At 56.7% G+C, this 13,534-nt stretch carries 12 protein-coding genes; all 12 read left to right on the forward strand.

Annotated features, from left to right (window positions below):
* Nucleotides 1-99 precede the first annotated feature (99 nt).
* The 12 genes from FLT43_RS27115 to ftsY all read left to right on the forward strand — a co-directional run bounded on the left by FLT43_RS27115 (nt 100) and on the right by ftsY (nt 12,835).
* Entirely contained in the window at nt 100-615 is a 516-nt protein-coding gene (locus tag FLT43_RS27115) for a YceD family protein (RefSeq protein WP_087443002.1), read from the forward strand.
* A gap of 97 nt (nt 616-712) precedes the next feature.
* Nucleotides 713-886, forward strand: coding sequence for a 50S ribosomal protein L32 (rpmF, locus tag FLT43_RS27120; RefSeq protein ID WP_005551879.1), 174 nt, complete (start codon nt 713-715; stop codon nt 884-886).
* A gap of 262 nt (nt 887-1,148) precedes the next feature.
* Entirely contained in the window at nt 1,149-1,745 is a 597-nt protein-coding gene (gene fapR / locus FLT43_RS27125; protein ID WP_087443003.1) for a transcription factor FapR, read from the forward strand.
* Entirely contained in the window at nt 1,729-2,727 is a 999-nt protein-coding gene (gene plsX / locus FLT43_RS27130; RefSeq protein ID WP_087443004.1) for a phosphate acyltransferase PlsX, read from the forward strand. Before fapR ends, plsX begins: the two co-directional genes overlap by 17 nt.
* 11 nt (nt 2,728-2,738) lie before the next feature.
* Nucleotides 2,739-3,725, forward strand: a complete 987-nt coding sequence (locus FLT43_RS27135; RefSeq protein WP_087443005.1) for a beta-ketoacyl-ACP synthase III — start codon at nt 2,739-2,741, stop codon at nt 3,723-3,725.
* 90 nt (nt 3,726-3,815) lie between these two features.
* Entirely contained in the window at nt 3,816-4,739 is a 924-nt protein-coding gene (gene fabD, locus FLT43_RS27140) for an ACP S-malonyltransferase (RefSeq protein ID WP_087443006.1), read from the forward strand.
* A gap of 129 nt (nt 4,740-4,868) precedes the next feature.
* Nucleotides 4,869-5,615, forward strand: a complete 747-nt coding sequence (gene fabG / locus FLT43_RS27145) for a 3-oxoacyl-[acyl-carrier-protein] reductase (RefSeq protein ID WP_087443007.1) — start codon at nt 4,869-4,871, stop codon at nt 5,613-5,615.
* 109 nt (nt 5,616-5,724) lie between these two features.
* Nucleotides 5,725-5,961, forward strand: a complete 237-nt coding sequence (acpP, locus tag FLT43_RS27150; RefSeq protein ID WP_006676625.1) for an acyl carrier protein — start codon at nt 5,725-5,727, stop codon at nt 5,959-5,961.
* Nucleotides 5,962-6,085: 124 nt separating this feature from the next.
* On the forward strand, nt 6,086-7,321 hold the full coding sequence (gene fabF, locus FLT43_RS27155) for a beta-ketoacyl-ACP synthase II (protein ID WP_087443008.1): 1,236 nt from the start codon (nt 6,086-6,088) through the stop codon (nt 7,319-7,321).
* Between the two features lie 12 nt (nt 7,322-7,333).
* On the forward strand, nt 7,334-8,032 hold the full coding sequence (rnc, locus tag FLT43_RS27160) for a ribonuclease III (protein WP_087443009.1): 699 nt from the start codon (nt 7,334-7,336) through the stop codon (nt 8,030-8,032).
* A 214-nt stretch (nt 8,033-8,246) separates the two neighbouring features.
* Nucleotides 8,247-11,816 carry a chromosome segregation protein SMC gene (smc, locus tag FLT43_RS27165; protein ID WP_087443010.1) on the forward strand — a complete coding sequence of 1,190 codons (3,570 nt, stop codon included), beginning with the start codon at nt 8,247-8,249 and terminating at the stop codon, nt 11,814-11,816.
* 14 nt (nt 11,817-11,830) lie between these two features.
* Entirely contained in the window at nt 11,831-12,835 is a 1,005-nt protein-coding gene (ftsY, locus tag FLT43_RS27170) for a signal recognition particle-docking protein FtsY (RefSeq protein ID WP_087443011.1), read from the forward strand.
* Nucleotides 12,836-13,534: the final 699 nt, after the last annotated feature.

The raw sequence follows: 13,534 nt of genomic DNA on the forward strand, positions 1-13,534 counted from the left end.
GGAGGGACAGAGGATGTCCCGGCAATCTGTCAAACGAATTTGGTTGACAAAGCATGACGTTAATCGCTATAATTAATTTTGTTTGTTTGGAGTGATGTTATGAACATTCATTTTCGGGACATTGCCGCAAAAGGACGGGAAACCCGTATTCAATCGGCATTTTCCGCTAACGATGTGGTTCGGGACCGCAAAGATATTTCCATACCCGACCCGGTGACCGTGGATTTGACGGCCAGGGCGGAAGGCGAAGGACAGGTTGGCGTGCGTGGCCAGCTGACCGCGCGGTTGGAACTGGTATGTTCGCGTTGTTTGACGTCGTTTACCGAGACATACGTCATTCCGTTCGATGAGCAATTCAAGCTGACAGACTCTACTGATCTTTCCCCGGAGGAAGAGGAGGACGACGTCACTGCGGTGACGGAAGACCTTATCGACCTGCAGCCTTATGTGGAAGTCGCGCTTTTGCTGGCCTTGCCGTTCGCGCCGCTGTGCAGCGAATCGTGCAAGGGCTTGTGCCCTACTTGCGGCACGAACCGCAATGAGCAGTCCTGCGGCTGTTCGAACGAGCGCATTGACCCGAGACTGGCGGGGTTACAAGATTTCTTCAAGAAATAAATAGCGACAGTAGAAGTATTCTGTTCAAGAAGAGCGCTGGCCGCGCTTTTTGGACAGCCCTGGAAGAGCACGTAACTTGGGTAAGGAGGTGTAGAACATGGCAGTACCTCAAAGAAGAACGTCGAAGACTCGTCGTGACAAGCGCCGTACGCACTTTAAATTGTCTGTGCCTGGCATGGTGAAGTGCGCACAATGCGGAGAGTTGAAATTGGCTCACCATGTATGCAAAGTGTGCGGAACATACAAAGCAAGAGAGATCATCAAACAATAATGATTCATAAGAAAAGGCAGTGCTTCGCCATCGGTGGGGCGCTGTTTTTTTATTAATCGAAGCCGATTTCATAACTTCTGCTTTTCTTTGCCGGCGATTTTATATATACTGGATTAGTACCAGGTTCTAATGGCTCCTATTAACGGCCTCTTCATTTGTGAAGATGAGATAAAGTAATTATTCCGATTATATTCCGAGGCTCCGAAGTCGATGTGACGATCCGGACAACAGGACAAGAAGGTGGTGCGGGGTCATCCAACGTTTGCCGAAGCGACAGCGTCAACAGCAGTTGGCGAAAATCATTGAGGAAAATCCGTTTGTAACCGATCAGGAACTGACCCGCATGCTGAAGGTCAGTATCCAGACCATTCGCCTCGACCGGATGGAGCTGGCTATCCCGGAGCTGCGGGAACGCTTGAAGATGATGGCGGAGCAGACTTACGATCAGGTGCGGTCGCTGCCGCTGCATGAAGTGATCGGTGATATCGTCGATCTGCAGCTGGATCATAGCGGCATCTCATATTTCGAGATACGCGAGGAACATGTCTTTTCGCGGACGCATATCGCCCGAGGCCACCATTTGTTCGCGCAGGCGAACTCGCTGGCCGTGGCTGTTATCAACGACGAGATCGCGCTGACGGCCACGGCGGACATCCGGTTCATCCGGCGGGTGCGCCTCGGGGAGAAATGCATCGCCAAGGCGTATGTCCGATCCGGGTCGGGGGAGCGGAGCAAGGCGAAGGTGGAGGTATTCACCTATGTCGGCAAGGAGCTGGTGTTCCAGGGCAACTTTATCATATTCCGTTCAGGCGCGATGAACGGCAGCGAAGGAGGAGACGAGCATGAGAATCGCCATTGACGCCATGGGGGGAGACCAAGCTCCGGAATGCAATGTGCAAGGGGTTCTTGCCGCGGCGCAGGCATGGTCTGATATCGAGCTGCTGCTGGTGGGGGACGAGGCGAGGCTGGAGCCGCTGCTGTCATCCCGCCCCGCGAATGTCCGCATCGTTCATGCGGCGAGCACGATCGAAGCGGATGACGAGCCCGTCAAGGCGGTCAGACGCAAGAAGGATGCTTCGATGGTTGTCGCCGGACGAATGGTGCGGGAAGGGGAAGCGGACTGCATGATCTCGGCCGGGAACACCGGCGCGCTCATGACGACGGGCCTGCTGGTCGTCGGCCGGATGGCCGGCGTCGAGCGGCCGGCGCTGTCGCCGATGATACCGACGATGGACGGGCGCGGCGTGCTGGCGCTCGATCTGGGAGCGAACATGGATGCGAAGCCGGAGCATCTCGTGCAGTATGCGCTGATGGGCAGTATTTACCGGGAGAAGGTGCATGGCATTCCGAAGCCCCGCGTCGGGCTGCTCAACGTCGGCACGGAAGCGATGAAGGGCAACGAGCTGACGAAGCAGGTATATCCGATGCTGGAAGAGCTGCCGATTCATTTCGTCGGCAATGTGGAGGCGCGCGATGTGCTGGAAGGCAGCTGCGACGTGCTCGTATGCGACGGGTTCGTCGGCAATGTGCTTCTGAAGTCGCTGGAAGGCACGGCCGGCTCCTTGTTCAGTGTGCTGAAGCAGGAATTTACCCGTTCCTGGTATACGAAGCTGGCTGCCGCGGTGCTGATGCCGGGCTTGAAGCGTCTGAAGAAGATGATGGATTACAAGGAGCACGGCGGTGCGCCGCTGCTCGGGCTGAACGGACTGGTGCTCAAAGCCCACGGTTCTTCGGACGCGCGGGCGATCGAGAATGCGGTCCGCCAGGCGCGCACGGCGCTGCAGCATGATCTTATTCATACGATTGCAACGGAAATCGGAGGGAATACAAGCGGGAAGTGAGTGGTGCGATAATGAAATTGCGTTCGGTAGGCATTATCGGTACGGGGAAATACGTACCTGAACGGGTCTTGACCAATGAAGACTTGGAGAAGATGGTCGATACTAATGACGAATGGATTGTAACCCGGACCGGGATTAAAGAGCGGCGTATTGCAGCCGACCATGAAGCGACGTCGGATTTGGCGTATCATGCCGCCCAGAAGGCCTTGAAGGCGGCCGGGATAACGGCCGAGCAGTTGGATCTTATCGTCGTCACGACGATTACGCCGGACATGGCTTTCCCGTCTACGGCCTGCCTGCTTCAGGAGCGGCTCGGCGCCAAGCGCGCCGCGGCCTTCGACCTGTCGGCGGCTTGTTCGGGTTTCATTTACGGGCTGGCGAATGCGAGCAACTTCATCGCGATGGGCACTTACCAATATGCGCTCGTCGTTGGGGCGGAATGTCTGTCCCGAATTACGGATTATACAGACCGGAATACGTGCATCCTGTTCGGAGACGGTGCCGGAGCCGCCGTGCTCGGTCCCGTTCCGGAAGGCCGCGGCTTCCAGTCATTCGAGCTGGGCGCGGACGGCGGCGGCAAGGAGCTCTTGAAGCTGGAAGGCGGAGGTTCCCGTTACCCGGCATCGCATCAGACGGTAGACGACAAACGCCATTATATCTATATGAACGGCAGGGAAGTATTCAAGTTCGCGGTGCGCGTCATGGGCAATGCTGCCGATGAGGCGCTCAGAAAGGCGGGCAAGACGAAAGAAGACATTGATCTGCTTATCCCGCATCAAGCGAATACCCGGATTATTCATGCCGCGATCGAGCGTCTGAATCTGCCGGAGGAGAAATGCGTCATTAATTTGCCGAAGTATGCGAACACGTCGGCAGCATCGATACCGCTCGCTTTGGCGGAAGCGGTGGAGGAAGGCCGGGTGAAGGAAGGCGACACGCTTCTTCTCGTCGGCTTCGGCGGAGGCTTGACTTGGTCGGCCTCGGTTATTCAATGGTAGTCCGGCGCCATCGCAGCGAAAAATTGAACCGAATCACGGCGCCTTGCCGTAATACGTTATAGACATCAGTCATTGGAAGGAGTGTGCCCAATGGGCAAATTGGCATTTGTCTTTCCTGGACAAGGCTCGCAAGAGGTAGGCATGGGCAAGGATGTGTACGATGCCGTTCCGGCGGCGCGGGAAGCGTTCGAGACAGCGGACCGGGTATTGGGATTCCCGTTGACCGAGATGATATTCGAAGGTCCGGAGAGCGGCTTGAAGCAGACGTCGAACACGCAGCCGGCGCTGCTGGCGACGAGCTGGGCACTCTATCAGGCACTGGAGCGCCATGGCATCCGGCCGGATTATGTAGCCGGACACAGCTTGGGCGAATACGGCGCGCTTGTGGCAGCCGGTGTGCTCCGCTTCGAGGACGCGATCGCGATCGTGCGCCAGCGCGGCCAGTTCATGGAGCAAGCGGTTCCGAGCGGCCAAGGCGCTATGGCGGCGGTGCTTGGCGCCGAACGCGAACGGCTGGGAGCCCTGTGCGATGATATCTCCGCCGCCGGGACTCCGGTCGAGATGGCGAATCTCAACTGTCCGGGCCAGATCGTCGTGTCCGGATCCCGCGAAGGGATCGACGCGGCGGTCGAGCGCGGGAAGGAAGCCGGAGCGAAGCGGGTCATTCCGCTCGAAGTGAGCGGACCGTTCCATTCCGCGATGATGAAGCCGGCGGCCGAGCGGCTCGGCGAGGCGCTGCGGGCAATCGAGATGCAGGATGCGTGCATTCCTGTCATCGCGAATGTGACCGCCCGTCCGGTCACCGAGGCCGAGCAGATTCGCGGCTTGCTGGTTGAACAGGTATTTTCGCCTGTCCTCTGGGAGGACAGCGTCCGCTATTTGATCGATCAAGGCGTGGACACGTTTGTCGAGATTGGGTCGGGCAAAGTGCTGTCCGGTCTCATCAAAAAAATCGACAGATCGGTGCGCATCGTCTCCATCAACAGTCTAGAGGCGATCGAAGCATACGAGTGATGGCTTGGACGGCCGCGGCTGTGCGGTTAATGCATGAACGGGCAACGCCGGTCTGACATTATCTCGTCTCCATGCCGATAGAGCGTATAGACGGCTCGTATCGAAGATTTTGCGAAAGGGGGAATACCGATGTCCAGCTTGGAAGGAAAAATAGCGCTCGTCACAGGAGCGTCCCGCGGTATCGGCCGGGCGATTGCCATTCATTTGGCGGAAGCCGGAGCCGATGTCGTCGTTAATTATGCCGGAAGTGAAGCGGCGGCGGCCGAGACGGCGGCAGCGATTGCGGCCCTTGGTCGTAGAGCTGTCACGGTAAAGGCCAACGTCGGCAAGATGGAGGAAGCCGATCAGCTTGTCAAGACCATATTGGAACAATTCGGAAAAATTGACATTTTGGTGAATAATGCCGGCATTACAAGAGATAATTTAATTATGCGGATGAAAGAAGAAGAGTTCGATCAGGTGATCGAGACGAATCTGAAGGGCGTCTTCAACTGCATCAAAGCCGTGACGCGCCCGATGATGAAGCAGCGCTCCGGCCGCATCATCAACATTTCATCCGTCGTCGGTGTGCTGGGCAATCCCGGACAAGCCAACTACGTGGCGGCCAAGGCGGGAGTCATCGGCTTGACGAAGGCGTCGGCCCGCGAGCTTGCTTCCCGGGGCATTACCGTCAACTGCGTCGCGCCGGGATTTATCGAGACCGACATGACCGACGTGCTTCCGGAAGACATGAAGGCGCAGCTGCTCGGCCAGATTCCGCTTGGCAAGCTCGGCCAGCCTGCGCATATCGCCAAAGCGGTGCGTTTCCTGGCGTCGGAGGACGCGGAGTACATGACCGGCCAGACGATTCACGTCGATGGCGGCATGTATATGTAGGGGCTTCTCAGTCTATGAATCCATGGACTTTAAGCATTATTTTGTAAGAGGTTTTGATATGGTAATTTAAAATGTTTTTTCGTATAATACCAAGGAGGAGGTGAACCGGATGTCAGCAGAAGTGTTTGAGCGAGTGAAGCGCATCATCGTTGAGCGCCTTGGCGTGGATGAAGCGGAAGTAACACTGGAAGCATCTTTTAAAGATGATCTTGGCGCTGATTCCCTCGATGTTGTGGAATTGGTCATGGAATTGGAAGATGAGTTTGATATGGAAATCTCTGATGAAGACGCAGAGAAGATTACTTCGGTAGGAGAAGTAGTGAATTACATACAATCTCATAAGTAAGCAGGTAGTGAGTCCCGTTCAAGCAGTAACGGGACTTCTCCTCATTTACATTGTATGTAGCGCGTTGTCTACCTGGGATGCGCTTGATGAATAGAACTCGGAACTGATATAGAGGTGATACGCGTTGAAACAGAGGGTTGTAGTGACCGGGATGGGCGTAGTAACGGCTCTCGGTTCGGACCTTGATACGTTGTGGAGGAGCCTGATGGAAGGCAGGTCAGGCATTTCGCAGATCGAGGCGTTTGATACGACCGATTACCCGACTAAGATCGCTGCTTCCGTGAAAGATTTCAATCCGGAAGACTATATAGATAAGAAGGAAGCCCGCCGTATGGACCGCTTCGTTCAATTCGGCATCGCTGCGAGCAAGAAGGCGGTGGATGATGCCAAGCTGGACATGGATCAGACGAACCGGGATCGGGTCGGCGTCATTGTCGGTTCGGGAATCGGCGGACTGGGAACTTGGGAAGAGCAGCATCGCACTTTGCTGGAAAAAGGGGTTAAGCGAGTCAGTCCCTTCTTCATTCCGATGATGATCGCGAACATGGCGTCAGGCCATATCTCGATGATGATCGGCGCGCGCGGCCCGAATACGGCTGCCGTATCCGCATGCGCGACCGGGACCCACTCGATCGGCGATGCGTTCAAGATTATTCAACGCGGCGACGCCGACGTCATGATCTGCGGCGGCGCGGAAGCGACGATCCGCCCGATCGGGATGGCTGGATTCTGCGCGATGCGCGCCATGTCCACCCGCAATGACGAACCGGAACGCGCGAGCCGGCCGTTCGATGTCGATCGGGACGGCTTCATTATGGGCGAGGGCGCCGGCGTGCTTGTTCTGGAGTCGCTGGAGCACGCGCTGGAGCGCGGAGCCCGCATCTATGCGGAGGTGACCGGCTACGGCATGAGCGCGGATGCGCATCATATTACGGAGCCGGATCCGGAAGGTCCTGCGCTCTGCATGACGAGAGCGATTCAGGATGCGGGATTCCAGCCGGAGCAGATCGATTATATTAACGCGCACGGCACATCGACCCCGGTCGGGGACCGGTCGGAAACCCGGGCCATCAAGGCCGCATTGGGTGACCATGCAAGGAATGTAGCAATTAGTTCTACGAAGTCGATGACAGGACACTTGCTTGGTGCAGCCGGCGGAGTGGAAGCCGTTATCTGCGCATTGACGCTGCAGAATGGCATGATTCCGCCAACTATCAACTTAGAGAATCAAGATCCGGAATGCGACCTGGATTATGTGCCGAATGTGCCGCGCAAGGCGGACGTCCGCACCGCCATGTCGAACTCATTCGGCTTCGGAGGGCATAACGCGACCGTTGTATTAACGAAATACGAAGCGTAAGGAGTCAGACTGTTGAGTGTAGAATTGAAGCAGTTACAGCAGAAACTGAACATTCATTTCCGAAACAGGCAGCTGTTAAAGCAGGCGTTTACCCATGCTTCCTACGTAAACGAACATCGCTTCGGTCAGCACCAAGACAATGAACGCCTTGAATTTTTGGGCGATGCTGTGTTGGAGCTGACAGTGTCCGAATTTTTGTTCCATCAATGTCCGACACGGCCCGAAGGAGAACTGACCAAGATGCGCGCATCGATTGTCTGCGAGCCTTCCCTCGTCAAATTTGCCAATCAGCTTCAATTCGGCAAGTATGTGCTGCTCGGCAAGGGCGAAGAGCTGACGGGAGGGCGGACACGCCCAGCGCTGCTGGCCGATGTGTTCGAATCGTTCATCGGTGCATTGTATCTCGATCAAGGGCTGGAGCCTGTGCGGGAGTTTCTGCGGAATCATATTTTTCCGCAGATCTCGCTTGACGGCAAGCTGCAGACGAATGATTACAAGACGCAGCTGCAGGAGCTCACGCAGCACCACAACTTGGGGGCGCTTGAGTATCGTATCGTAGAGGAACGCGGACCTGCGCATGAACGGGAGTTCGTGTCCGAGGTTCACATGGGAGAGACCTGTCTGGGCCGCGGAGTCGGCCGCTCCAAGAAAGAAGCGGAGCAGCAGGCTGCGGCTGAAGCCCTCGAGCAATTGGTTATTCCGAAATCATAAGGTACTGTTAGGCCGGCGGTACGCTGCCGGCCGGTTTCGCAGAAAGAGCAAAGAGCAGCTGGCGAGACGGAACGGATGCCATTCCGTGACAGGCTGGTTTTTGCTCTTTCTTTGTCCACAGCAGGGGCTTGGTGAGGCAGTGTGGACGACCGGATGGAGAGGGCTGATTCGGATCGCGATATGGTACAATAAACGTTGAGGTGAATGAGGAACGATGTTCTTAAAACGGTTAGAACTGGCGGGCTTTAAATCGTTCGCGGATCGAACGGAGTTGGAGTTCGTTCAGGGAATTACCGGTGTCGTCGGCCCGAACGGCAGCGGCAAGAGCAATATATCTGACGCCATCCGGTGGGTGCTCGGCGAACAGAGCGCCAAATCGCTGCGGGGCGGCAAGATGGAGGACATTATCTTTGCGGGCAGCGATGCGCGGAAGGCGGTGAACTTCGGGGAAGTCTCGTTGACGTTGGACAATAGCGACGAGACGCTCGGTCTGGACTTCCATGAAGTGACCGTCACTCGGCGGGTCCACCGCTCGGGGGACAGCGAATATTTTATCAACAAGCAGCCCTGCCGGTTGAAGGATATTACGGAATTGTTCATGGATACGGGCATCGGCAAGGAAGCCTACTCTATTATCGGGCAAGGCCGGATCGAAGAGATTCTGAGTACGCGTTCCGAAGATCGGCGCGGAATTTTTGAGGAAGCGTCCGGCATTGTAAAGTACAAGTCCCGCAAGCGGGATGCGAAGAAGAAGCTGGACGACACCGAGCAGAATCTGCTGCGCATTCACGATCTGGTCGTGGAGCTGGAGGATCAGATTGGACCGCTGAAGGAGCAGTCCGAGAAGGCACGCCACTTCAAGCAGCTCAAGGAATTGCTGAAGACGAAGGAGATCGCCGTCTACGTTCATCAGATCGAGCAATTGCATACATCCTGGCAGCAGGCCAATGCAAAGCTGTCTGAACTGAAGGAACGGGAGCTGGCATTGTCCACGGTCGTAAGCGAGCATGATTCGAAGCTGGAAGTGCACCGGGTAGAGCTGCGCAAGCTCGAGGAAGAATTGGAGCGGCTGCAGGCGACGCTGCTGCATTACAGCGAGGAATATGAGAAGTGCGAAGGTCAGGGCGAGGTGCTCCGCGAGCGCAAGCGCAACCTGGTCGCGAATGAGCAGCAGATGCGGTCCAGTCTGGCGACGACATCGGAGCGAATGCGGACGAAGCAGCTGGAGGTTCAGGCCGTCCGTGAGAAGCTCCTGTCGCTGGAGAGCGAACTGGTCGAGACGAAGGGGCTCATTCATGCGGAGGAGGCGCGGCTTGTCGGGGTAACTGGCGGGACGAGCTCCGATGCGGAGGAGAGCTTGAAGGGCGAACTGCTTGACATTATGAACCAGATGGCTCAGCAGCGCAACGATATCCGCTATTACGATCAGCAGAAGGAAGCGCTGGACAAGCGGCTGCACAAGATGAAGCAGGGCCGTACGAAGCGGGAGCAGGAGCAGGCCGATCTGCGCAAGCGGATGGAAGATGCGAAGCGGCGCATGGAGACGATGGCCGAGGATCTCGCATACATACGGAACCGCTATTTGCAGGAGAGCGAGCAGTTGAAGAAGGACGAAGCGCTGCTTGGCGAGACCGAGCAAGCGGCTCGCAAATGGCAGCAGCAAGCCGATGCGCTCGTCTCGCGCCGCGATACGATGAAGGAGCTGGCGAATGATTACGACGGCTTCATGCTCGGGGTCCGGGAGGTGCTTAAGGCGGCCCGGCGCAACAGCCTGCATGGCGTTCACGGGGCGGTAGCCGAGCTGATCCGGGTGCCGGAAGAGCTGGAGACTGCGGTCGAGACCGCGCTCGGTGCTGCACTGCAGCATATCGTCATGGAAAATGAAGCCGTATCCCGGACGGCCATTACGTTCCTGAAGCAGCGGCAGCTGGGACGTGCCACGTTCCTCCCGCTCGATGTCATTCGAACGCGGACGATGAACGAGTCGGATCGCCGGGCCGTGGAAGGCGCCGAAGGATATATCGGAATTGCTGCTGATCTGGTGCGGAGCGACAAAGCCTATGCGAATGTGGTCGGAAGCCTGCTCGGCAATGTCGTGCTGGCGGAGACGCTGGAGGATGCGAACCGGATTGCGGCCCGCCTCCAATACCGCTATCGCATCGTGACCCGCGAAGGCGACGTCGTCAATGCCGGCGGCTCCATGACCGGGGGCAGCCTGAACAAGAAGAACGCCAATCTGCTCGGACGGCAGCGCCAGCTCGAACAGCTTGACGCGGATATTAAAGCTACCGACAAACAGTTAGCGAAGCTGAACGAATCGGTTGCCGAGCTGAAAAAGCGGACGGCCGCGGCGGTCAAGCGGCTGGATGATCTGCGCGAGCAAGGCGAGAGCAAGCGAATCAGCGAGCAGCAGTTGGCGAGCGAACGGACCCAACTGGAGAAGGAAGAGCGCCAGCTGGCTGAAGTGCTGGAAATGGAAGGCCAGGAGCTGGCCCATGCTGCTGAAGAAATGACGACGCTGGAGTCCGGGCGCAGAACGGCGGAGCTGCGGCTATCTGACCTGAAGATCGAGGAGGAGCGTCTCCACGTCGCTATCGAGACGGCTGAATCGGCGCGCAAGGCGAACGAATCGGCCAAAGAGGAACTGCAAACCCAACTGACCGACATGAAGGTTCGCCAGGGCAAGCTGGAGCAGGAGACGTTCTCCCTTCAGGAGCGCTTGAAGCGAGTAGAGGAAGAGGCTCACGGCTATGAGCAGGAGTATACGCAGCTCACCCAGAGCTTGATTCAAGTGCAAATCGATCTGGAAACGGCCGAGCGGGAAGCGATGAAGCAGACGGAGGATCTGAATCATTTCGGCGTGAAGAAGCAGGAGGCTGGGAATCAGATCGAGTTCAAGCGCGCGGATCGCGCCGCTTCCCTGGAGCGCCTGGAGATGGCGGAGAGCGATACGAAGGAGCAGCGTACCGAATTGAAGCAGGTGGAAGAGGCGATGCGGCAGACCGAGATCCAGGCGAACCGGTTGGATGTGGAACTCGACAATCTGCTGCGCAAGCTGAGCGATGAATATGAGATTAGCTTCGAACTCGCGAAGCACCGCTATGCGATGCCGGACGATATCGAGGCGGCCCAGCAGGAAGTGCGCGACCTGAAGCGCCAGATTTCGGCGCTCGGAGAAGTCAATCTCGGAGCGATTGAAGAATACGAGCGAATCAATGAAAGATACCAATACTTGAGCGAGCAAAAAGACGATCTGATCGAAGCGAAAACGGCATTGTACCAAGTCATCCGCGAAATGGAAGACGAAATGTCGAAGCGGTTCAAAACGACCTTCGATGAGATCCGCCAGCGGTTCGTTGTCGTCTTCGCTAAGCTGTTCGGCGGCGGACGCGCCGATCTGGTGCTGCTTGAGCCAGATAATATATTGGAGACCGGCATCGATATCGTAGCGCAGCCTCCCGGCAAGAAGCTGCAAAATCTGCAGCTGCTGTCCGGCGGGGAACGCGCGCTCACAGCCATGGCGCTTTTATTCGCCATTCTGCATGTGAAGCCGGTGCCGTTCTGCGTCCTGGACGAGGTGGAGGCCGCGCTGGATGAAGCCAATGTGACGCGGTTCGCCCAGTATTTGCGCGAATTCGCGGAGGAGACCCAGTTCATTGTCGTAACGCACCGCAAAGGCACGATGGAAGAGGCAGATGTGCTGTACGGCGTGACGATGGAGGAAGGCGGCGTATCCAAGCTGGTCTCCGTCAAGCTGGAAGATGAGGAAGCTATCATTGCATAAGGAGCGGGGGAGCTATGAGTTTTTTCAAAAAATTGAAGGAAAGCATCGCATCCAAGACCGAATCGGTTACGACCAAGTTCAAGGAAGGGTTGGAAAAGACGCGGAAAGGATTGGTCGAGAAAGTCTCGGATCTCATTACGCGTCGCAAAAAGATTGACGAAGCGTTCTATGAAGAGCTGGAAGAGATTCTGATCGGGGCGGACGTCGGCGTTACGACCGTCATGAACCTGATTGACGATCTGCGCGTCGAAGTGCGCCAGCGCAAAATCGAGGACGCAGCGGAACTGCAGCCCGTCCTGTCCGAGAAGCTGATCGGGCTGCTGCGCGGCGACGAATCGAACAAGCTGACGATGAATCCGAACGGAATGACCGTCATTTTGTTCGTCGGGGTGAACGGCGTCGGCAAGACGACGACGATTGGGAAGCTGGCCTACCGCTTCAAGCAGGAAGGCAAGTCTGTGCTGCTTGCGGCGGGAGATACGTTCCGCGCCGGAGCGATTGAGCAGCTGGAAGTATGGGGACAGCGCGTCGGCGTAGATGTCATCAAGCAGCAGGCCGGCTCGGATCCGGCCGCGGTCATGTATGACGCCGTCCAGGCCGCGAAGCAGCGCAATGTCGATGTGCTGCTGTGTGACACTGCCGGCCGTCTGCAGAACAAGACGAACCTGATGGAAGAGCTGAACAAAATTTTCCGCGTCATCCGCCGCGAGATTCCAGATGCGCCGCATGAAGTGCTCATGGTGCTTGATGCGACGACAGGCCAGAATGCGCTCAGCCAGGCGAAGCTGTTCGGCGAGAAGAGCGGCGTCACCGGCCTTGTGCTCACGAAGCTGGACGGAACCGCCAAAGGCGGCATCGTCATCGCGATCCGCCAGGAACTGAGCCTGCCGGTCAAGCTCGTAGGCTTGGGCGAGAAGATGGAGGACCTGGAGGAATTCGATTCCGAACAGTTCGTTCACGCCCTGTTCGCCGGGCTAATCCAGGAGGCAGAAGAGCAAGAGGCGGAGGAGCAGCAATAAAAATAATGCGCATGCAAGGTGCATAGAGCAAATCAAAGCGATTCCGAAGACGTCCCGGCAAGGGACGTCTTTTTGTGTATCAACAACAGTGACCGTATAACTATTTCAACCCGTAGATGGGCACTCTCTCGCCACATACGCGCACTCTCCCAACGGCCAAGAACGTAAATATGTGCTAAGCCGCTTATGCCACCCATTTAGTCAGGGGAGGTCTACGTGTCATGCCGCTTATGCGTACTCTCCCAATCGGTCAGGAGGGGTATATGTGTCACGCTACTTATGCGCACTCTCCCATTTGTTCAGGAAGGTCTACGTGTCATGCCGCCTATGCGCACTCTCCCGATCAGTCAGGAACGGTATATGTTTCACGCCATTTATGCGTATTCTCCCGATGGGTCAGGAACGGTATATTTGTGATTCCGCTTACGTGAACCCTCCCATTTAGTCAGAAAAGATCTGCGTGGCTTTCCGCCAACGTGGTTCCCCCAAGTCCTCCCCAAAGAGAAAATGCAGCCCTGGACGGAAATCTGAGCCGAAGGGAGATCGCTTCAATGAATATCCGAAGGGCTATTCTGAGTGAATGGGAGAATGGTGAAAAGAGCATTAGAGGTAGGAAACTGCCCAGGCGGCAGGCCGCTGAAATGAGTAGCCGTGGACGGAAATCTGAGCCGAAGGGAGATTACGACGAAGGATATCTGA

The organism is Paenibacillus thiaminolyticus (genome assembly GCF_007066085.1).
Lineage (GTDB): Bacteria > Bacillota > Bacilli > Paenibacillales > Paenibacillaceae > Paenibacillus_B > Paenibacillus_B thiaminolyticus.